This window comes from Acidovorax sp. ST3, from assembly GCF_003231145.1.
GTDB lineage: Bacteria > Pseudomonadota > Gammaproteobacteria > Burkholderiales > Burkholderiaceae_C > Acidovorax.
In genome coordinates, this window is record NZ_QKVP01000003.1 from 54550 (window position 1) to 75069 (window position 20520).

A 20520-nucleotide genomic window follows, 5' to 3' on the forward strand; every position below is an offset into this window, starting at 1 on the left:
GCCCCACATCATGCAACGCCGCACCTTGCTGACCGCCGCGGGCTACACCACGGCCTGGAGCACCCTGGGCATCATGTCGCTGGGCACTGCCCAGGCCCAGGTCACAGACCTGAACGACGCCATCAACAAGGCAGGCCGCCAGCGCATGCTGAGCCAGCGCATGGGTAAGGCCTGGCTGGCGCTGGCCCACAAGTCCGACACGCCCGCAGCGCGCGCCGTGCTGGACCAGTCGCTGGCGCTGTTCGAGCGGCAGCTGGCCGAACTCAAGGCCTATGCGCCCTCGCCCACCATCCGCGACACCTACGTAAAGCTGGAATCAGCGTGGGCCGACCATAAGGCCACGCTGCTGGGCACCGCCCCGTCGCGCGACGGCGCGGCCGCCCTGCTGCAGGCCGACGCCAAGGTGCTGGCGCTGGCCCACCAGGGCACCGTTCAGTACGAAGCCGCCTCGGGCAAGCCCGTGGGCAAGCTGGTCAACGTGGCAGGCCGCCAGCGCATGCTGAGCCAGCGCATGGCCAAGTTCTGCCTGTCTGCCATGCTGGAGGTGGACACCTCCACCGCCACTACCGAAATCGCCAAGGCGCGCGACGAGTTCATCAGCGCCACCGAGCTGCTGCGCAACGCGCCGCAGGCCACCAACCGCATCCGCCAAGAGCTTTTGCTGGCCGACGGCCAGTGGGTCTTTTTTGACGCTGCGTTGCAGCGCCTGGGCACCAGCAACAACACCTTCCGCCAGGTGTCGGAAGTGTTTGTGAGCAGCGAGAACCTGCTCGCCAGCATGGACCGCGTGACCGGCCTGTATGCCGCACTGGGCAGCAGCTGACAGCCTGCCCTGCAACGGCCCCACACGCGCCCCCGACATCCCACCGAACAACACCAAGGACCATTCCCATGACCACCAACAACCCAACCCCTGAATGGAAGCTGATCTGCCGGGTGGACGACATCCCCGTGCTGGGCTCGCGCCGCGTGGCGCGCCCCCAGGGCCTGGACGTGGCCATCTTCCGCAACGACGCCGGTGGTGTGTTTGCGCTGCTGGACCGCTGCCCCCACAAGGGCGGCCCGCTGAGCCAGGGCATCGTGTTTGGCACGCATGTGGCGTGCCCCCTGCACAACTGGACCATTGGCCTGTGCGACGGCCAGGCCTCGGCGCCCGATGAGGGCTGCACGCCGAAGTTTGCCGTGAAGGTGGAAGACGGCGCGGTGTACCTGAACGCGGCCGAGCTGGCAACGGTGGCAACCGATCTGACGCGCCCCATCGCCGGGCCTGCGCGTAGGGCGGTGGGTGTGTGAGCCGTGCAGGGTGTTGCGCCCAGGGCGCCGCATGCGCCCCCCGGCAAGGACACGAAACACTATCAAAACAATAGCTGACAGCGCAATATGCACTAGCGCCTGAGGCCAAAATAGCCCAAAACACGCCATGCAAGAAACCCAATCCACCTGCCCCTACTGCGGCGTAGGCTGCGGCGTGATCATCGAATCCGAAGGCGCACAAATCACCGGCGTGCGCGGCGACCCCACCCACCCCGCCAACTTTGGCCGCCTGTGCACCAAGGGCTCGACCCTGCACCTCACCGCCACCAGCCCCGTCACCCTGCAAACCCGCCTGCTGCACCCCCTGCAACGCGCACAGCGCAACGAAGCCGCCCTGCCCGTGACCTGGGACGCCGCACTGACGCTCGCGGCCGACCGGTTCGCCCACACCATCGCCCAGCACGGCCCCGACGCCGTGGGCTTCTACGTCAGCGGCCAGTTGCTGACCGAGGACTACTACGTCTTCAACAAACTCGCCAAGGGCCTGATCGGCACCAACAACATCGACACCAACTCGCGCCTGTGCATGAGCAGCGCCGTGGCGGGCTACAAGCAAACGCTGGGCGCCGACGCGCCGCCCGCCTGCTACGACGACGTGAAACACGCGCAGTGCCTGTTCATTGTGGGCAGCAACGCGGCCTGGGCGCACCCCATTTTGTTTCGCCGCATCGAAGACGCACGCGCTACGAACCCTGGAATGAAGGTCATCGTGGCCGACCCGCGCCGCACCGACACGGCCGGCATGGCCGACCTGTTCCTGCCCATCCAGCCTGGCAGCGACGTGATGCTGTTCAACGGCATGCTGCACCTGATGCTGTGGGAGGGCTGGACCGACGCCGAGTACATCGCCGCCCACACCACGGGCTTCGACGAACTCAAGGCCCTGGTGCGCGACTACACGCCCGAGCGCGTGGCGCAGACCTGCGGCATCAGCGTGGCCGACCTGACCACTGCGGCAAGATGGTTTGCTGGCCTTGACGGCCAGGGGTTCGCCACCCGCAAACCCACCCTGAGCCTGTATTGCCAGGGCCTGAACCAGAGCAGCAGCGGCACGGCCAAGAACGCTGCGCTCATCAACCTGCACCTGGCCACCGCACAGATCGGCAAGCCCGGCGCGGGCCCCTTCAGCCTGACGGGCCAACCCAACGCCATGGGCGGGCGCGAGGTGGGCGGCCTGGCCAATTTGCTCAGTGCCCACCGCGATCTGGCCAACCCGCAGCACCGCGCCGAAGTCGCCGCGCTGTGGGGCGTGGCCGATGTGCCCAGCAAGCCGGGCAAGACGGCGGTGGAGATGTTCCAGGCCGCTGCCGACGGCGAAATCAAGGCCCTGTGGATTGCCTGCACCAACCCCGCGCAAAGCATGCCCGACCAGGCCACCGTGCGCCGCGCGCTGCAGCGCGCCGAGTTTGTGGTGGTGCAAGAGGCCTTTGCCACGGCAGCCACCTGCGACTACGCAGACCTGCTGCTACCCGCCACCACTTGGGGTGAAAAGACCGGCACAGTGACCAACAGCGAGCGCCGCATCTCGCGCGTGCGCACTGCCGTGCCTGCGCCCGGCCTGGCGCGCCACGACTGGGCCATTGCAGTGCAGTTCGCGCACCAGCTGGAGGCGCGCCTGCGGCCCGGCGCGCCGACGCTGTTCCCGTACGCCACCGACGCTGCCGACGCAGGCGCAGAGGCCGTATGGAACGAACACCGCGAGAGCACGCGCGGGCGAGACTTGGACATTACCGGCTTGTCGTGGGAGATGCTCGAAGCCCAGGGCCCGCAGCAGTGGCCACTGCCTGAAGGCGTCACCACCGGCAAGGCACGCCTGTACCAAGACGGCGTCTTCCCCACCGCTGATGGCCGCGCGCGTTTTGCCGCCCACGCATGGCAGCCCACCGCAGAGCCCCGCGAGTCGCGCTACCCCTTCAGCCTGACCACCGGCCGCCTGCGCGACCAATGGCACGGCATGACCCGCACAGGCACGCTGGGCCGTCTGTTTGGCCATGTGGCCGAACCCAGCCTGCAGATGCACCCGCAGGACATGGAGCGGCGCAAGCTGGCCAGCGGCGACCTGGTGCACGTGACCAGCAAGCGCGGCTCCATCGTGGTGCCCGTGCAAGCCGACACCACGATGGGCCTGTCGCAGGTGTTCATGGCGATGCACTGGGGCAGCGAGTTTTTGAGCGGCGTGTCTTCCACCGGCGAACGGCTGGCGGGCGTGAATGCGCTCACCACCTCGGCGTTCTGCCCCACCTCCAAACAGCCCGAGCTGAAACACGCCGCCGTCAAGGTGCTCAAGGCCGAACTGCCCTGGACGCTGCTGGCCATGGCTTGGCTGCCCCCCGACAAAAGCCATGCCACACGCGAAGCGCTGTCTGCCCTGATGGCGCAGTTCCCGTTCGCGAGCTGCGTGCCCTTCAGCAACAACACCCCGCTGGATGAGCCCGGCCGCGAGCGCACCGGGGTGCTGCTGCGCGCCGCCGCCCACGAGGCGCCGCCCGATGCGCTGATGGCCCAGATCGAAGCCCTGCTGGGCATGGCAGGCGCCGACACGCTGCGCTACGCCGACAAAAAACGCGGCCAGCGCCGGGCCGCACGGCTGGCCCGCCAGGGCGACAACACCACGCTCGAAGGCATCGTGCTGGCAGGCGACACCAGCGCCGAAGGCTGGCTCAAGACCCTGCTGCAGGAAGAACTGCCCGCACAGACCTACGGCCGCCTGCTGCTGGTGCCCGGCGCCAAGGCGCCCGTGGCCGTGCAGTCGCGCGGCAAGCCGGTGTGCACCTGCTTCAACGTGACGGACACCGCCATCACCGCCCAACTGGCGCACTGCCACGGCACTGACGATGACCGCCTGGCACAACTGCAAGGCCAACTGCGCTGCGGCACCAACTGCGGCTCGTGCGTGCCCGAACTCAAGCGAATGGTGAGATCCACGGGACCGCTGGCATCCAAACCGCTCGCGCAGGCCGTCATATAACCAAAAGTTCTCTTGCTTGCAGGAAAATAGCCCTCGAACCAACAAACCCCACCAGGACTTGTGCAACAGGGCTCCAGCTAGGCGCTTTCGGCGCAGACAGTACGCCTGTACGGCAAGCCGAGATAACGACGCCAGTGTGGTGTTGCACGCTATCTGGCACATGAAAACCGATGGATTTTTGGTCAGGGCAAGGCGCAAACCACAGCGATACCCGGAGGTATCGCGAGGATTTGCAACGCAGCCCTGGCCGAAAAGACACGGTTTGAAGTGCCGGATAGCGTGCAACACCACACTAGAGCCCTGTTTCACAAGTCCCGCCACCAAGAACCATGGCAATCGCCCAGTACATCAAGGAAATCGGACGCGGCGCGCGCGGCGCCAAGCCGCTGTCGCGCGAGCAGGCTGCCGACCTGTTCGGCCAGGTGCTGGACGGTGCCGTGACCGACCTGGAGATCGGCGCCTTCTGCCTGGCCATGCGCATCAAGGGCGAGACGTCCGAAGAGATGTGCGGCTTTCTGGATGCCACGCACAGCCGCCTGGCGTTGCTGCCCGCCACCGACCGCCCACTCATCGTGCTGCCCAGCTACAACGGCGCACGCAAGCTGCCGGTGCTGACGCCCCTGCTGGCACTGCTGCTGGCGCGCGAAGGGCTGCCCGTGCTGCTGCACGGCATGCGCACCGAGGCGCGGCGGGTTTTGGCATCGGATGTGCTCGATGCGCTAGAAGTACCTGCCCTGATAGCTCCTGAAAAGATAGCAAATGGCACGGTGCGCCATATCCACACCCAGCACCTGCACGCGGGGCTGGCGCGCCTGCTGGCCGTGCGCGAGGTGGTGGGCCTGCGCAACCCGGGGCACAGCGTGGTCAAGCTGATGAGCCCTTGCGCGGGGCCGTCGGTGGTGGTCACCGCATACACCCACCCCGAATATTTCGAGATGCTGCAGACCACCTTCCGCACTCTGGGCATGAACGCCTTGCTCTCGCGCGGGCTGGAGGGCGAAGTCGCGACCGACCCACGCCGCACGCCGCGCTACGACGGCTTTGTGCGCGGCGAACACACGGTGCTGGAGGCGCAGCAACCGGGCACCGCCAGCGAGGTGCCGGGCCTGCCCGCCGAAATCGACGTGGCCACCACGGCCACCTACACACGCCAGGTGCTGGCGGGCGATTTGCCGATTCCACCTGCCATCAAGCGGCAGGTGGAACACATCTTGCACGTTGCTGGTCAAACTGCTTCGGAGACATCCCCATGACCCGCCCCACGCCTTCCACCACACCGCCCACAGCCCCACCGCACCTGGGCACCGGCGGCAGTTGCACGCTGGTGGGCGCAGGCCCGGGTGACCCGGAGCTGCTCACCCTCAAGGCGCTCAAGGCCATCCAGGCGGCCACGGTGCTGCTGGTGGATGACCTGGTGAGCGATGCCATCGTGGCCCATGCCTCGCCGACGGCGCGCATCGTCTATGTGGGCAAGCGCGGCGGCTGCAAAAGCACACCCCAGGCCTTCATCGAAAAGCTCATGCTGATGGCCGTGAACGAAGGCGAGAACGTGGTGCGCCTCAAGGGTGGCGATCCGTTCATCTTTGGCCGCGGCGGCGAAGAGGTGGAGCACCTGCGTGCCGCAGGTGTTGAGGTCACCGTCATCAACGGCATCACCGCAGGGCTCGCAGGGCTGACTTCGCTGGGCGCACCGCTCACGCACCGCGAGCACGCGCATGGCGTGGTGTTTGTCACCGGCCACGCCAAGCCCGGCGATGCGGGCACTGACTGGCGCCAATTGGCCGCCACGGCGCGCGACGCCAAGCTCACGCTGGTCATCTACATGGGCGTGAGCGGCGCCGCCACCATCGAGCAGGAACTGCTCACCGGCCTGCCCGCCGACACGCCTGTGGCCGTCATCCAGCACGCCAGCCTGCCGCACCAACGGCATGCCATCACCACCCTGGGCGAGCTGCACGCCACCATCACCCGCGAAGGGCTGGCCAGCCCTTCGGTGATTGTGGTGGGCGATGTGGTGCGCGGCGTCGCGCTGGCCGTGCAGGACGCGGACGCAGCGCCGTTGCAGGCCCGGCGCGCGGGCTGAGCACACACAACGACCTCCACAATTCCACCGGCCCGATTGCCCGCTTCGCAGGTCGGTAATTCACTGTGCACGGGCGCAAAACAAGGCGATCCAAGGCATGTCTACGCGCTGCGCCGTCGCGTGTTTCATTCAGCACGGGCTCCCTCTACACAGCACCGCATTGGGTCACGCGCCTGCATGCACATTGGCCCGGGTATTGCTTGAAAGCATGCATCTGAATGCAACCCGCACAAGGAGCACCATGGCAGCCTTTCCCGTCCCTGCACGCACCTCCAGCCTGCCCACGCTGCCGTCTTCCGCACAGGCTTCCTCGCGCGACGCGGGCATGTCACTCGTCAACATCGCAGCACGCCAGCGCATGCTGTCTCAACGCATGGTGCTGCAAACCGTGCTGGCCGCACGCGGCAGCGACCTGCACCTGAAGGCCGCGCGCAGCTCGCTCACGCTGTTCACCGACAGCCAGGCGCGGCTGGTGGACACGCCGCGCCATCTTGATGCCACCAGCGCCGAGATCATCCGCAAGGCCTACCACGGCCCCCAGGGTGTGGGCGCCACCATCGACGCGTTTGCGCAGCAGGTCGGCACAGCGCTGGACCTGGCCGAGCGCCAGAGCCCGCGCGTGGAAGACGCGCTGGCCCGCTTGGTGGAAACCACCGACGGCGTGCTCGACGCACTCAACACGGCCACCACTGCGTTCGACCAGGTGAGCAAGGCGCAGTCCGAAACCTTGATGAAAGAGCTGGCCGGCATCGTGGCCTCGATCCAGACCGTGGCGCGCGAGGCCAAGGTGGTCAGCTTCAACGCCCAGGTGATGGCAGCGCGTGCCGGGCAGCACGGGCGCGAGTTTGCAGTGGTGGCCAATGTGTTGTCGGGCATCACCAATGAGATCGATGGCCTGTCATTGCAGGCCGTGTCACTGGCCGGTCGCAGCCGCAGCGCGGCCTGAGCGGCAGAGTGTGGGCGAGAAAAGGAGAAGGCCCGGGGCGATGGACCCAGGGCCTTCGATGGCGTCCATTCAAGGCGCCCCCTCAACGCACTACTGCCCGGCAGTTTCGCGCACCTGTTGAAACCGCTGCGCCAGCTCCTTGCGCAGCGTCTTGCGCATCAACGCAGCGTCCCAGCGGCGGCGCTCGTCGGGTGTGGAGGGCGTCAGTGGCGGCACCTGCACGGGCTTGCGCGCCTCGTCCACGGCCACCATGGTGAAGAAGCAGCTGTTGACGTGCCGCACCACCTGCGAACGGATCTCTTCGGCCACCACCTTGATGCCGACTTCCATCGACGAGCTGCCCGTGTAGTTCACGCTGGCCAGAAAGGTCACCAGCTCGCCCACATGGATGGGCTGCAAGAACATCACCTGGTCCACGCTCAGCGTCACGGTGTAGCAGCCCGAATAGCGGCTGGCGCACGAGTACGCCACCTGGTCCAGCAGCTTGAGGATGGCGCCGCCGTGCACGTTGCCCGAAAAGTTGGCCATGTCGGGCGACATGAGCACGGTCATGCTCAGTTGGTGTGAAGGGATGTTCATGCAGCGATTTTAGAAAGCCATGCGCGCTGCGTCGCGTGCAAGTTGAGCCCCTGGCACTGCGGGTGGCGGCTTCGCTACACTCGCGCAGCACCCGCAGACCGGGTGCGAGGAGGAACCGATGATCGAACTAGAAAAACTCAACGAATTCACCGAAAGCCATGGCGCATTGCGCACCGGCAAGGGACTGGTGTCGGGCGTGATTGCGCTCACGCTGGCCATCCTGTGCTTTTTGGGCGTGCTGGCCTTTCACTTTCCCGAGTACCTCACCACGCCGCAGCTGCGCAAGAGCTACGACGTGACGGTGATCCGCAACATCATGCTGGTGGCCATGGCGATTGCGGGCGGCATCTCGCTGGTCAACATTGTGTTCAACCGCGCCCGCTGGCTGGCCACCTTTGCGTTTGCCATCGTGGCGATCACTGCGCTGCTGGGCGGCCACAAGGTGGAGGTGGACCCGAACTTCCCCGACAACACGCCCTACATCGGCCTCGACTGGTTCATCCTCGACCTGCTGGGCAGCTCGCTGATCTTCATCTTCATCGAGAAGCTGTTCGCTCTGCGCAAGGACCAGCCCATCTTCCGCGCCGAGTGGCAGACGGACTTTCACCACTTCATCGTCAACCACATGGTGGTGGGCTTTGTGCTGTTGGCCACCAACCTCATCGTGCACAAGTTCTTTGGCTGGGCGGCCAGCGACGGCATTCGCGGCTGGGTGCAGGGCCTGAACTTCTGGGTGGCGCTGTTCCTCATCATTCTGGTGGCCGACCTGGTGCAGTACTGGACGCACCGCGCCTACCACGAGGTGCCGTTGCTGTGGCGCTTGCACGCCGTGCACCACAGCGTCAAAAGCATGGACTGGATGGCCGGCTCGCGCCAGCACATCCTGGAGCTGCTGATCACCCGCACGTTGGTGCTGGCCCCCATCTATGTGCTGGGCTTCAGCAAGGAAGTGATCGATGCATACATCGTGGTGGTGGGCTTCCAGGCCGTGTTCAACCACGCCAATGTGAGCGTGCGCCTGGGGCCGCTGCGCTACGTGCTGGTCACGCCCAACTTCCACCACTGGCACCACAGCCAGGACCAGGAGGCGCTGGACAAGAACTACGCTGCGCACTTCGCGTTTCTGGACTACCTGTTTGGCACTGCCGTCAAAAGTACCAAGCTCTGGCCCGAGCACTACGGCGTGCTGGGCGACTACGTGCCCAACGGCTTTGTGAAGCAGTTCAAGTTTCCGTTCACCTGGAAGGGGTGAGGGCTCCTCATTGACTGAGACGCTGTCTCAGGGCATCGCCGCCAGCTCTCGCTCCAGCACCCGCAGTTGCTCCCGCAGCGCCTCGGTCCGTTCTTCACACGCGGCCTTGGCATCGGCGGCCTTTTCCGCGCCCTCCTGCACAAACTGGTTGCCTGCCGGCAGGTTGCCGCGCCGTAGCGGGCCCGCCGTGGCCACGGCGCCGGGCGGGGCCGAGCATTCACGCTGGTTGCGCTCGACAGCGGCGCGGGCCTGCGGGATGCCCTGGGTCTGCAGGTAGTTCTTGCGCTGCCAGGTGGGGCCAAATGCGCCCTCGCCCACGGGTGCTGCTAAGGGCTGCACCGGGGTGGCGCCACGGGTAGTGGGGCGCACGTCGATCTTCTCGCCTTCCCCCACACAGGGTGCGTCCTGGAACGACACCTTGCCGTTGGCATCCGTGCATTTGTTGATGGCCCACGCCGGGGACAGGCAGCCCAGCGCCAGGGCACAGAGGGCGTAGCGGATCAAAGTCATGGTGTCTTCCTTGGCAGGTCCATGCCGCATGCTACCGCGATGCGAGGAGCGGTCGGCAGGCAACGCCAAGTGCAGTGGCAGACAGCGCCGCTGGAGGTAGGCACCTGTCCCTAACATGACGCCTCCCCGGTACAAACCCGGTGCGCGCGCTGCGTGCTGCCCTCCTACCATCGCCGCTCGCTGGGGCCGCTGTGGCCCGTTCTGAGCAGGAGACACCGCGTGATGACCACCCCGAATGTGAATGTTGCACTCGCCGAGCAGCGGCTGCCCCTGGCGCGTCGCCGCAGCCTGGTCTTAGCGCTGGCGGGGGGCGCCGCCCTGGCCAGCCTTCCCGCGCGCGCACAGTCCACTGCAGGCGGCAAGGGAGACATCCTCATCGGCCGATCTACCGCGCTGTCTGGCGGCATGGCGCCGTTCCTGTCGCCCATCCACGAGGGGCAGGAGGCCGCTGTGGAGGACGTCAATGCCAAGGGCGGCATCGGTGGCCGCAAGATCCGGCTGGTGTCGCTGGACGATGGCTTTGACGCCCGCCGTGCGCTGGACAACGCCAAACAGCTGAGCGAAAAAGACGGCGTGCTGGCGCTGTTTGGTGTGGCCGGGACCTCGCAGGTGATGACGCTGCTGCCCTACCTGGCGCAAGCCAAGCTGCCGCTGATCTCGGTGTACACGGGCAGCCCTGCCGTGCGCGCGCAGCAGCACCCCTACCTCTTCACCACCCGCGCCAGCTATGCCGACGAGCTGGTGAAGATCGTGCGCAACCTGGTGGCCGTGCAGACCTCGCGCATCGCCGTGGCCTACGAAAACAACGACTTCGGCAAGCTGCTGCTGCCCCTGGTGGAAAAGACGATTGCCGCCGAGGGTGCTGCGCTGGCTGGCTCGCACGCACTGGCCTCTTCGGGTGAAGACGCGAACGATGCTGCCAAGGCCCTGGCCACACAAAAGCCGCAGGCCGTGCTGCTGGTGGCGGCAGGCCCGTCCGTGGTGGCCTATGTGCGGGCCAACCGCGCGCACCTGGGCGTGCCCATCTATACCTTGTCGCTGGGCGCAGGCAGCGCCGTGCTCAAGGCGCTGGGCGACGACGCGCGTGGCCTGGCCGTGGCGCGCACCGGTCCGTCCCCCACCAAGCCCACCATTGCGCTCACGCGCGACTTCCAGGCCTCCATGAAGCGCCACGACAAGCCGGCGGACTACGACCGCTATACCGGCTACATGGACGCACGCGTGCTCATCGAAGGCCTGCGTGCTGCGGGCCCCGGTGTCACACGCGCCAGCCTGGTCACGGCCATGGAGGGCCTGGGCAACCTGGACCTGGGCGGTTTCAGCTACCAGTTCAGCCCGCAGAACCACCATGGGTCCAACTATGTGGACATTGCGGTGGTGGGCACGGGCGGGGTGTACCGGCAGTGAGAGCCACGATTCGCTGGCGGCTTCGGCGCCAGCGGGTCTGCAAGACATGGCACACAGCGTGGCCGTGCCGCAGTGACCACCACAGCGCCACACAAAGGCATCACCCCAGCTACCGGGTGCAGCGGACTGCATCCCACCCGGTGCGTTGTGCCGCCAGAACAACAAAAACCCGCACCTTGGGGCCATATCTGCCACGTTTTTGCGAATAGTTCGCATTTGTATTTAAAATTTTACAAATTCCAGCCAGCCGTGCATCCCGTCGGAGGATGCGTTGCCAGCCAGCCTGCCAACGCATTTCCCCCAGGAGCCCTCTCATGCACGCACCCTGCAGACACCTTGTCTGTGCCCTCCATCCGCTGGCGGTGGCCGCCTTCCTCGCAGCCAACCTAGCGGGCACCGCCAGTGCCCAGACCACCGCCGGGTCACCCGCAGATACCACCGAGACCTCCCCTGCAGGCGCCACCAGCACCGACCAGGTGGTGGAGCCCAAGGCGCTGGACAGCGTCACCGTGTCGGGCGCGCGCGAGAGCGCGTCCACCCGCCTTCAGCTCACACCGCGTGAAACGCCGCAGTCCGTCAGCACGGTGACGCGCGCGCAGATCGAGCGCCAGTCGCTCACCAGCATCGACAGCGTGCTGCGCAACGTGAACGGCATTGCCGTGAGCTTCTACGACACGCAGCGCCCGCTGTACTACGCGCGCGGCTTCCAGATCACCGACTTCCAGACCGACGGCCTGCCCAGCTACAGCAGCAGCACCAACCAGGAGTTCGACACCGCGCTGTACGAGCGCATCGACATCGTGCGCGGCGCCAATGGCATCCAGACCGGTGTGGGCGTGCCTTCGGCCACCATCAACATGATCCGCAAGCGCCCGCAGCGCGAGTTCGCGGCGTCTGTAGCGCTCACCGCCGGGTCGTGGAACCTGTACCGGGGCGAGCTGGACATCAACGCACCGCTCAACAGCGACGGTAGCGTGCGCAGCCGCCTGGTCGTGGCCCCGCAGAAAAAGGAGAGCTTCCGCGACCGCTACTCCGAGGACAAGACCGCCCTGCTGGCTGCGGTGGAGGCCGACATCGGCCCGTCCACCGTGGTGTCGGTGGGCTACCAGCGCCAGTCCAACGACCCCAAGGCGCCGATCTGGGGCACCATCCCGCGTTTTGCCACCACGGGTGTGCCCATCGACCTGCCGATCTCCACCAGCTTCTCGCCATCGTGGACACGGTGGGAGCGCACCTCCGGCACGCTGTACGCCACGCTGGACCACCAGATCAACGACGACTGGAGCCTGAAGGCCGCACTGAACCACACCAAGGGCGACACCTTCCGCCTGAGCACCTACGGCTATGGCGCCACCACCAGCCAGGCCCCCTTCATCAACCCGGTGACTGGCGCAGGCACGACCCTGTATGCCTCCGTGAGCGGCGGCAGCGAAACGCAGGACACGGTGGACGCCTACCTGTCGGGCAAGTTCGAACTGGGCGGCCGCAAGCACGACCTGGTGGTGGGCATGAGCTCCACCCGCACCGCCACGCGCACCGATGGCTACACCTCGGTGGCGGGCTGGAGCTACGTGATCCCCAACATCTACACCTGGGACGGCAACGCGCCTGCACCCACCTACTCCAAGACAGGCGCCTGGCGCACGCAGATCACGCAGCAGACCGGCCTGTTCGCCTCGGCACGCTGGCGCGTGACCGATCCGCTGTCGGTGCTCACCGGCCTGCGCCTGACCGACTGGCACCGCCACTCCGACACCTATGGCACCACAGGCGCCTATGCGGGCCGCTCTGCCATCCAGGACGAGAACCGCAAGGTCACGCCCTTCATCGGCGCCGTGTACGACATCACACCCACGCTGTCGGCCTATGCCAGCTACGCGCGCATCTTCAACCCGCAGAACTACAAGGACCGCAACAACACCCCGCTGTCGCCCGTCATCGGCAGCAATGCCGAGGCCGGTCTCAAGGCTGAGCTGTTCGAGCGCCGCATCCAGGCGCACTTTGCGGTGTTCCAGACCAAGCAAGATAACTTCGGCGTGCGCGACGGTGCCATCACCACACCGCTGCCCGACGGCACACTGCCCTATGTGGCCGTGAATGGCACCAAATCCACCGGCTTCGAGCTGGAGTTTGCGGGCATGGCCACCAAGCAGTGGCGCGTGAGTGCGGGCCTCACCCGCGCCAAGGTCACGCGGGCACCCACCGACCTGATCTACGCCAACATGCCCGACTACCTGCTGCAACTGGGCACGGACTACCAGCTCTCCGGCGCCCTCGCGCCGCTGTCGGTGGGCGGCAACCTGACCTGGCAAAGCGCCATCGAGGGCTTCAACATCCCGCACCCCAGCGGCACGGTGACGGTGAAGCAGTCGCCCAAGGCCATCCTCAACCTGCGTGCGTCCTGGCAGTTCAACCCCAAGGTGAGCGCCACGCTGGCGGTGAACAACGTGACCAACCAGAAGTACTGGGCCAACCTGGACTACGGCAACTATGCCGACCCGCGCAATCTGAGCGTGACCTTGCGCGCAGCGTTCTGACCGGCCGACCAGCAACACAAGAGGGAGAGAGGGAGCGACCGGGGCTTGCGCCGCAGCGGCATCGCGCCGTGCGGGGCAGGCCCCGGGTCAGCCGGGGGACAATCACGCCTTTGTCCCTTTTGATGCCTCCCCGTGTCCCTTCCATTTTTTGACGCCATCATCATCGGCGCCGGCGCTGCCGGCCTGTTCTGCGCGGGCCAGGCGGGCCAGCGGGGCCTGAAGGTCTTGCTCATCGACCATGCGGACAAGGTGGCCGAGAAGATCCGCATCTCAGGCGGTGGGCGCTGCAACTTCACCAATCGCGACCTGGACCCAGCCGCGCCGCACAAGCACTTTGTGGGGCAGAACCCGCAGTTCTGCCGCTCGGCGCTGTCGCGCTATACGCCTGCGGACTTCATCGCGCTGGTGCAGAAGCACGGCATCCCGTTTCATGAAAAGCACAAGGGCCAGCTGTTTGCCGACCGCTCGGCCGAGGACATCATCGCCATGCTGCTGGCCGAGTGTGAAGCGGGCGGCGTGACCCGCTGGCAGCCCTGTGGCGTCAAAAAAATAGCCTTTTTGGCCTCAAGCGCTAGTGAATCATTCCGGGGCAGCTATCAAATTGATACCGATCGCGGTCCGGTGTCGGCGGGTGCGCTGGTCATTGCCACGGGCGGCCTGTCCATCCCCAAGATTGGTGCCACCGACTTTGGCTACCGTCTCGCCCAGCAGTTCAACATCCCGCTCGTCGAGCGCAAACCGGGCCTGGTGCCGCTGACCTTTGACGGCGCGGGCTGGGCGCCGTATGCGCAGCTGGCCGGGCTGGCGCTGCCGGCGCAGATCAGCACGGGTGCCAAGAAAGCCCGCATGGCGTTTGACGAAGACCTGCTGTTCACCCACCGGGGCCTGTCGGGCCCGGCGGTGTTGCAGATCTCCAGCTACTGGCAGGAGGGCACGCCCCTGGCCATCAACCTCGCGCCCACGGTGGATCTGCCCGCCGCGCTGGCGCAGGGCAAGGCCCGCTCGCGCAAGCTGGTGTCCAACGAACTGGCCACCCTGGTGCCCAGCCGCCTGGCCGATGCCTGGGCCAGCCGCGAGGCCGACTGGCAGCGCCCCATCAACGAAGCCAGCGACAAGGCCCTGGCACGCCTGGCAGAGCAGCTGGCGCGCTGGGAGCTGACGCCCACGGGCACTGAAGGCTACAAGAAGGCCGAGGTGACGCTGGGTGGCGTGGACACCAAGGCGCTGTCGCAGCAGACCATGGAGTGCAAGGCCCAGCCGGGGCTGTACTTCATTGGCGAAGTGGTGGATGTGACAGGCTGGCTGGGCGGCTACAACTTTCAATGGGCCTGGGCCAGCGCGCATGCCTGCGCGCATGCGCTGCCACTGCCGCAGGCAGAGCCTGCTGGCGCTGCGCACTGACGGACCCGTAAAAGTCCATCAGGCCAGCACAGCGGCCTCCCGCACCGGCGCGCCCGAGGGCTGGTGCTGGCAGGCCCAGGCCTCCAGTTCCGGCACGGGCAGCGGCCGGCTGAAGTGGTAGCCCTGCAGTTCCTCGCAATCCAGCGCACTCAGCACCTGGGCCGTGGCCAGGTCTTCCACGCCCTCGGCCACGATGCGCAGCCCCAGTGTGTGGCCCAGCGCGATGATGGCGCGGGTGATGGCCATGTCGGCAGGGTTGGCGAGCATGTCGCGCACAAAGGATTTGTCCACCTTGAGGCGGTCGATGTCAAAGCGCTTGAGGTAGGCCAGGCTGGAATACCCAGTGCCAAAGTCGTCGATGGACAGTTGCACCCCCAGCGCCTTGAGCGCCGCCAGTTGCTGCTCGGCCGCATGGGCGTTGTCCATCAGCTGGGATTCGGTGATCTCCAGTTCCAGCCGGTGCGCGGGCATGCCGGTGCGCAGCAGCAGCGCCTCGATGTCGGTGACCAGCGCGGGGTCGGACATCTGCGCAGCCGACAAGTTGACCGAGATCGACACCCGGGCCAGCGGGTGCAGCGATGCGGCATCGCCCACGCCCGCGTCCAGCACCAGCTGCTGCCAGCGCACCCACTGCTCGCACGCCTGTTGCAATACCCAGCTGCCGATGGCGCGGATCATGCCGGTCTCTTCGGCGATGGGGATGAACTCGCTGGGCGGTATGGAGCCCAGCACCGGGCTGGTCCAGCGCAGCAGCGCCTCCACGCCCAGCAGCTGGGCACCCTGGGCGCTCAGGCGGGGCTGGTAGTGCAGGCTCAGCTCGTGGCGCTCCAGCGCGCGGCGCAGTTGCTGCTCCATGGTCTGGCGAGCCACGGCGCGCTGGTCGGTCTCCATCGAATAGAACAGCGCCATGTCGCGGCCGGTGGTCTTGGCCTCGTACATGGCTGCGTCGGCGCGGCGCATGAGTTCGTCGATGTCGCTGCCATCCTCGGGGTAGACGGCGATGCCCACGCTGCAGGACACATTCAGCTCGTGCCCTTCCACCGGATGGCTCTGGCGGATGAGCGGGATCAGCCGCCGCTCTACCAGCTGCTGCACATCCTCGCGCCCGGCCACGTCGCGCATCACCACCACAAACTCGTCGCCGCCCAGGCGGCTCACGGTGTCGCGGCTGCGCACGGCCTGCGTGAGGCGCGCAGCCACCGAGCGCAGCAGGCCGTCGCCAATGTGGTGGCCCAGCGTGTCGTTGATGGCCTTGAAGCGGTCCAGGTCGATGAACAGCACCGCGACCTTTTCGCCGGTAATGGGGGCCTGCGCCAGCGCCATCTGCAGGCGCTGCACGCACAGTGAGCGGTTGGGCAGCTCGGTGAGCACATCGTGGTGCGCCAGGAACTGGATGCGCTCCTCGTTGAGCTTGCGGTCGGTGATGTCGATGGCGATGCCGATGTGGTTGGCCACCGCACCGCCCTTGCCCTCGCGCACGGCTGACACCATGAGCCAGGCCGGGTAGGTCTCGCCCGAGCGGCGGCGAAACCGCACCTCGCCCTGCCACGACTCCTTGTCGAGCATGGTGCGCTGGATCTGCGCGGACAGCGGCTCAGTGCCCGACTCTTCCAGCAGAAAGCCCAGGTCCTCGCCAATGACCTCGTAGAAGTCGTAGTGCGTGCTGCGGCAAAACGCCTTGTTCACGCTGATGATCTGCTGCTCGGCGTTCATGATGATGATGCCCTCGGACGAGGCCTCGAACACCTTGGCCCACAGCTCCAGGCGCTGCTCCATCACCTTGAGCACGTTGATGGGCGTGAAAGCCGTGAGTACCGAGTCGCGCCCCTGGAACTGCAGGCGCCGCGCCGACAGCACGGCCCACGAGGGCTCGGGGCTGCCCTTCCAGCGCACTTCAAATTCATCGACCGAGCCCTGGTCCGCCAGGCGCTGGAAGAAGCGCGCGCGCACGCCGGGCTCCAGCCCCACGGCCCAGGGGTCGGTCTTGCGGCCACCCAGCCAGTGGGCGGCGGGCGCATTGGAGTGCAGCACCTCGTGCTCGGGGATGGACGTGACGACCATGGGGATGGGGAAGGCCTCCACCAGCTCGCGCTGCGCCTCGGCCGCGCGGGCGCTGGCGGCCAGCTCCTGCTGCAACAGGCGGTCGCGGTCGAGCTGCGACAGCATCTCGTTGAACGCAGTGACCAGGCGGCCGATCTCGTCGCGGCTGTTCCACTGCGCGCGCAACGTGTGGTCGCCGCTCTTGCGCACCTCGTCGGCCACACGGGCCAGCTGCTGCAGCGGCTTGGCGATCTGGCGCGCGACCAGGGTAACGAGCGAAAGGATGCAACCCAGCAGCACCAGCGCCGTGCCCAGGTGCAGCCACATGCGGGCAAACAGGCTGTCGGCGCGCTGGTTCAGCAACCGCTCCAGGTCCACAATGCCCACCGACCACGCATCGCGCAGCGCGCCCAGCACCTGGGCCTCCTGCACACCCACTTGCGCCACCGTCAGGCGCGACTCGCCCGATGCAATGCCCTGCAGCAAGGCCTGAAAGCCCTCCTGCGCCGCCTTGAGCGCCTCGCGCTGGCGCACCAGCGCGGCCCGCATCTCGGGTGAGCCCGCGATGAACGCCTGGTTGTAGTCCGACTCGATGCCCAGCATCACCGCATCCAGCCGCCCCACCAGCGTCAGCAGCTCGGACGACCATTGCGGCCCGCGCCGCGAGGGCGCCGCGTTCAGGAAGCTGACGGTGTCATGCACCGCCTGCAACAGCTCGGGAAACCGCAGCACCACCAGCGACATCACGTAGTAGCTGTCCAGGTCCGGGTCCAGAATCAGGTTGGACTGGTTGCCCACCGTGGTGAGCAGCTCGCGCCCCTCGCGCAGCAATTGGCTGCGCTGGCGGGTGAGCGTCTGCGGATCGACGGTGGGCGAGCCCCCCGGGGGCGGCCCCGCCAGCTGCTGCAGCGCCACGCCAAACCGCTGGGCGACATCGGCGGTGCGCAGCTGCTCGTCGTGGGCCGCGCGCACCGCCTCCAGCCGGGTGAGCACGTCGGCCACCAGGGGCGGCTGCTGCGACGCGTCCAGAAACTGCCCCATCAGCCCATCGCGCACCACCGCCGCATAGGTCGTGCCCACCACTTCCTTGCGCGTGAAGTCGATCGCCAGGTACTTTTCGTGGATCAGGATGCTGGAGACGTAGATCACCGCCGTCAGGTCCAGCAGATAGATGAGCATGAGCTTGCGGCCCACACTGAGCCGGCCCAGCCAACCCGATACGCGGTGCATGAATGCCATGGTGTCTGCGGCGGGGCTGCCTGGGCGGATGGCCAGGGCTCCCCACCGGTGATTAGGAGTGTTACAACATGAAGCAACTTCCGCGCCATTGCGGTGCAGTCCGTCTGAAAGCAGCCCGCCCAGCGCCCTGCCCACAGGCAGACGCCCACCCCTTGCGCCATGGGCGTGGATAAAGGCTATAATCTCCGGCTTTGCTGGCAATGCCCCGTCGGCCAAATACTAGTTACAGACGGGGAAACCGCTTTGTACGGACTTGAGGCCCGATCTCCCCAAGCCCCTCTGCAGGCACCATTTGGAAAACATTAGCTAATGACTACGATCCGCGTAAAAGAAAACGAACCCTTTGACGTTGCCCTGCGCCGCTTCAAGCGCACCATTGAAAAGCTCGGCCTGCTGACCGACCTGCGCGCCCGTGAGTTCTACGAAAAGCCCACCGCCGAGCGCAAGCGCAAGAAGGCTGCTGCCGTGAAGCGTCACTACAAGCGCGTTCGCAGCATGCAACTGCCCAAGAAGCTGTACTAAGTACCGCTTTGGCACCGTCCTGATACGGAGTGCCGACAAACCCGCGCTAGGGACGCCAAGCGCGGGTTTTTGTTTTTGGGGTTTGCCAAAAGGCTTTCTGGCGTCGTTGCAACGCCTTGCCGTAGCAGCACTACTGTCTGCGGCGTTGACGCCTAGCCAGAAAGCCTTTTGGCCAACCCCTGTTCTTGTCTAAAACCAACCAAGGAAGCCGCCATGAGCCTCAAGGACCAGATCACCGAAGACATGAAAACCGCCATGCGCGCCAAGGACAGCGAGCGCCTGGGCACCATCCGCCTGCTGCAGGCCGCGATGAAGCAAAAGGAAGTGGACGAGCGCATCACCCTGGACGACGCCGCCGTCGTGGCCATCGTGGACAAGCTGATCAAGCAGCGCAAGGACTCCATCACAGCGTTTGAAGGCGCGGGCCGCCAGGACCTGGCCGACAAGGAAAAGGCCGAGATGGCCGTGCTGCAGGCCTACCTGCCCGAGCGCATGTCGGCCGAAGAAACGCTGGCCGCCGTCAAGGCCATCGTGGCCGAAGTGGGCGCCTCGGGCCCCGGCGACATGGGTAAGGTGATGGGCGTGGTCAAGACCCGCCTGGCGGGCAAGGCCGATATGGGCCAGGTGTCGGCCGCCGTGAAAGCGGCACTGGCGGGCTGATCGCCCCTGCGGTCGTGCCCACGGCACAACCGGTATCTTTTTGATAGCTGTCAGCGCATGTGAGACGTGCGCTGACAGCTATTTTTGCTTCAAACCGAGGCGTTTGCGCCCACACCGGTCTTTGCGCTGCGCGACGCCCACCCGTCGCGAAAGAGCGCCTGCAAAAACTCCACGCACACCCGCACTTTGGCCGAGCGCTCCAGCCGCGTGGGGTAGACGGCCCACACATTGGCTTCTTGCTGCCACTGCGGCAGCACCTGCACCAGGCGCCCGGTCTGCAGGTGCGCGCCCACATCCCACAACGAGCGCAGCACAATGCCGCGCCCATCCACCGCCCACTGCACGGCCATCTCGCCGTTGTTGGCCGACAGCGGGCCACGCACCTTGACCGACTCTTCCTGCGCACCGCTGCGCAGGCGCCACACGCCAAATGGATGGTCACGCTCCTTGATCACCAGGCAGTCGTGCGCGGCCAAGTCGGCCACCGTGCGCGGCGAGCCCTTGCGCTGCAGATAGGCAGGCGCTGCACACAACACGCGGTGGTTGTCGGCCAGGCGGCGGGCGATCAGGTGCGGCGCAATTTCGTCGCCCACGCGCACGTCCAGGTCAAACCCTTCGCCCGCCACATCCACCAGCCGGTCGAACACTTCCAGGCGCACCTGCAGCCCCGGGTGCTGCTCCACCAACCGCGACAGCGCGGGCGCCACGATCTGGCGGCCAAAACCGAAGCTGCTGCTCACCCGCAGCAGTCCGCGCGGCTCGCTGCGCGTCACCGCGACCTCCTGCATCAGCTGCTCCATGTCGTCCAGAATGCGCTGCGCCCAGTGGAAGACGCGCTCGCCCTCCTCCGTCACCGCCACGCGGCGGGTGGTGCGGTGCAGCAGCTTGACCTGCAGGTCCTGCTCCAGCAGGCGAACGCGCTTGCTGACGTACGCGGGTGAGGTGCCCAGCTCGGTGGCGGCGCCGCCAAAGCTCGCCTTGCGCACCACGGCCGTGAACACGCGCAGGTCTTCCGCTGCAGGATTTTTATGCACGAAGTGTGAAAGATGAAGCCACAGTTGG

16 protein-coding genes are annotated in these 20520 nt (G+C 66.6%); 12 read left to right on the forward strand and 4 right to left on the reverse strand.

Annotation, left to right across the window (positions count from 1 at the left end):
* Nucleotides 1-10: 10 nt before the first annotated feature.
* From DNK89_RS09545 to DNK89_RS09570, 6 genes are all read left to right on the forward strand, one after another.
* Nucleotides 11-823 carry a type IV pili methyl-accepting chemotaxis transducer N-terminal domain-containing protein gene (locus DNK89_RS09545; protein WP_110959905.1) on the forward strand — a complete coding sequence of 271 codons (813 nt, stop codon included), beginning with the start codon at nucleotides 11-13 and terminating at the stop codon, nucleotides 821-823.
* Between the two features lie 68 nt (nucleotides 824-891).
* On the forward strand, nucleotides 892-1293 hold the full coding sequence (gene nirD / locus DNK89_RS09550) for a nitrite reductase small subunit NirD (protein WP_110959906.1): 402 nt from the start codon (nucleotides 892-894) through the stop codon (nucleotides 1291-1293).
* Nucleotides 1294-1420: 127 nt separating this feature from the next.
* On the forward strand, nucleotides 1421-4282 hold the full coding sequence (locus DNK89_RS09555) for a nitrate reductase (RefSeq protein WP_110959907.1): 2862 nt from the start codon (nucleotides 1421-1423) through the stop codon (nucleotides 4280-4282).
* Nucleotides 4283-4611: 329 nt separating this feature from the next.
* Complete coding sequence (gene ybiB / locus DNK89_RS09560) at nucleotides 4612-5535, forward strand: DNA-binding protein YbiB (RefSeq protein ID WP_110959908.1); 924 nt, start codon at nucleotides 4612-4614, stop codon at nucleotides 5533-5535.
* Complete coding sequence (gene cobA, locus DNK89_RS09565; protein ID WP_110959909.1) at nucleotides 5532-6365, forward strand: uroporphyrinogen-III C-methyltransferase; 834 nt, start codon at nucleotides 5532-5534, stop codon at nucleotides 6363-6365. Before ybiB ends, cobA begins: the two co-directional genes overlap by 4 nt.
* Before the next feature lie 241 nt (nucleotides 6366-6606).
* The gene (locus DNK89_RS09570) at nucleotides 6607-7311 is read left to right on the forward strand and encodes a type IV pili methyl-accepting chemotaxis transducer N-terminal domain-containing protein (protein ID WP_110959910.1); all 705 of its coding nucleotides are present in this window, start codon (nucleotides 6607-6609) and stop codon (nucleotides 7309-7311) included.
* A gap of 90 nt (nucleotides 7312-7401) precedes the next feature.
* On the opposite strand, the gene DNK89_RS09575 is transcribed toward DNK89_RS09570, so the two are convergent.
* The gene (locus tag DNK89_RS09575; RefSeq protein WP_015015165.1) at nucleotides 7402-7890 is read right to left on the reverse strand and encodes an acyl-CoA thioesterase; all 489 of its coding nucleotides are present in this window, start codon (nucleotides 7888-7890) and stop codon (nucleotides 7402-7404) included.
* A 118-nt stretch (nucleotides 7891-8008) separates the two neighbouring features.
* Here DNK89_RS09575 and DNK89_RS09580 point away from each other — a divergent pair, with 118 nt between their 5' ends.
* The gene (locus tag DNK89_RS09580) at nucleotides 8009-9142 is read left to right on the forward strand and encodes a sterol desaturase family protein (protein ID WP_015015166.1); all 1134 of its coding nucleotides are present in this window, start codon (nucleotides 8009-8011) and stop codon (nucleotides 9140-9142) included.
* 27 nt (nucleotides 9143-9169) lie between these two features.
* On the opposite strand, the gene DNK89_RS09585 is transcribed toward DNK89_RS09580, so the two are convergent.
* Entirely contained in the window at nucleotides 9170-9652 is a 483-nt protein-coding gene (locus DNK89_RS09585) for a DUF4124 domain-containing protein (protein WP_110960359.1), read from the reverse strand.
* A 222-nt stretch (nucleotides 9653-9874) separates the two neighbouring features.
* On the opposite strand from DNK89_RS09585, the gene DNK89_RS09590 reads away from it, so the two are divergent.
* From DNK89_RS09590 to DNK89_RS09600, 3 genes are all read left to right on the forward strand, one after another.
* On the forward strand, nucleotides 9875-11059 hold the full coding sequence (locus DNK89_RS09590) for an ABC transporter substrate-binding protein (RefSeq protein ID WP_110959911.1): 1185 nt from the start codon (nucleotides 9875-9877) through the stop codon (nucleotides 11057-11059).
* Nucleotides 11060-11373: 314 nt separating this feature from the next.
* Complete coding sequence (locus tag DNK89_RS09595) at nucleotides 11374-13596, forward strand: TonB-dependent siderophore receptor (protein WP_110959912.1); 2223 nt, start codon at nucleotides 11374-11376, stop codon at nucleotides 13594-13596.
* 132 nt (nucleotides 13597-13728) lie between these two features.
* Nucleotides 13729-14997: an NAD(P)/FAD-dependent oxidoreductase gene (locus DNK89_RS09600; RefSeq protein ID WP_110959913.1), complete on the forward strand. Its 1269-nt coding sequence runs from the start codon at nucleotides 13729-13731 to the stop codon at nucleotides 14995-14997.
* An 18-nt stretch (nucleotides 14998-15015) separates the two neighbouring features.
* Here DNK89_RS09600 and DNK89_RS09605 read toward each other — a convergent pair whose 3' ends face one another.
* Entirely contained in the window at nucleotides 15016-18276 is a 3261-nt protein-coding gene (locus tag DNK89_RS09605) for an EAL domain-containing protein (RefSeq protein WP_110959914.1), read from the reverse strand.
* 309 nt (nucleotides 18277-18585) lie between these two features.
* On the opposite strand from DNK89_RS09605, the gene rpsU reads away from it, so the two are divergent.
* Together rpsU and DNK89_RS09615 are read left to right on the forward strand one after the other, a co-directional pair.
* Nucleotides 18586-18798, forward strand: coding sequence for a 30S ribosomal protein S21 (rpsU, locus tag DNK89_RS09610; protein ID WP_007833691.1), 213 nt, complete (start codon nucleotides 18586-18588; stop codon nucleotides 18796-18798).
* Between the two features lie 213 nt (nucleotides 18799-19011).
* Nucleotides 19012-19458 (forward strand): GatB/YqeY domain-containing protein, encoded by a 447-nt coding sequence (locus tag DNK89_RS09615; RefSeq protein WP_015015172.1) that lies wholly within the window; start codon nucleotides 19012-19014, stop codon nucleotides 19456-19458.
* An 89-nt stretch (nucleotides 19459-19547) separates the two neighbouring features.
* On the opposite strand, the gene DNK89_RS09620 is transcribed toward DNK89_RS09615, so the two are convergent.
* A complete protein-coding gene (locus DNK89_RS09620) occupies nucleotides 19548-20492 on the reverse strand; it encodes a LysR substrate-binding domain-containing protein (protein ID WP_203422240.1) in 945 nt (314 codons plus the stop codon).
* Nucleotides 20493-20520 lie beyond the last annotated feature (28 nt).

Bases quoted from the DNA above. Each gene is read 5' to 3' on its own strand.
- DNK89_RS09545 (WP_110959905.1), top strand. From the start codon at position 11: ATGCAACGCCGCACCTTGCTGACCGCCGCGGGCTACACCACGGCCTGG.
- nirD (WP_110959906.1), top strand. From the start codon at position 892: ATGACCACCAACAACCCAACCCCTGAATGGAAGCTGATCTGCCGGGTG.
- DNK89_RS09555 (WP_110959907.1), top strand. From the start codon at position 1,421: ATGCAAGAAACCCAATCCACCTGCCCCTACTGCGGCGTAGGCTGCGGC.
- ybiB (WP_110959908.1), top strand. From the start codon at position 4,612: ATGGCAATCGCCCAGTACATCAAGGAAATCGGACGCGGCGCGCGCGGC.
- cobA (WP_110959909.1), top strand. From the start codon at position 5,532: ATGACCCGCCCCACGCCTTCCACCACACCGCCCACAGCCCCACCGCAC.
- DNK89_RS09570 (WP_110959910.1), top strand. From the start codon at position 6,607: ATGGCAGCCTTTCCCGTCCCTGCACGCACCTCCAGCCTGCCCACGCTG.
- DNK89_RS09575 (WP_015015165.1), bottom strand. From the start codon at position 7,890: ATGAACATCCCTTCACACCAACTGAGCATGACCGTGCTCATGTCGCCC.
- DNK89_RS09580 (WP_015015166.1), top strand. From the start codon at position 8,009: ATGATCGAACTAGAAAAACTCAACGAATTCACCGAAAGCCATGGCGCA.
- DNK89_RS09585 (WP_110960359.1), bottom strand. From the start codon at position 9,652: ATGACTTTGATCCGCTACGCCCTCTGTGCCCTGGCGCTGGGCTGCCTG.
- DNK89_RS09590 (WP_110959911.1), top strand. From the start codon at position 9,875: ATGACCACCCCGAATGTGAATGTTGCACTCGCCGAGCAGCGGCTGCCC.
- DNK89_RS09595 (WP_110959912.1), top strand. From the start codon at position 11,374: ATGCACGCACCCTGCAGACACCTTGTCTGTGCCCTCCATCCGCTGGCG.
- DNK89_RS09605 (WP_110959914.1), bottom strand. From the start codon at position 18,276: ATGGCATTCATGCACCGCGTATCGGGTTGGCTGGGCCGGCTCAGTGTG.
- rpsU (WP_007833691.1), top strand. From the start codon at position 18,586: ATGACTACGATCCGCGTAAAAGAAAACGAACCCTTTGACGTTGCCCTG.
- DNK89_RS09615 (WP_015015172.1), top strand. From the start codon at position 19,012: ATGAGCCTCAAGGACCAGATCACCGAAGACATGAAAACCGCCATGCGC.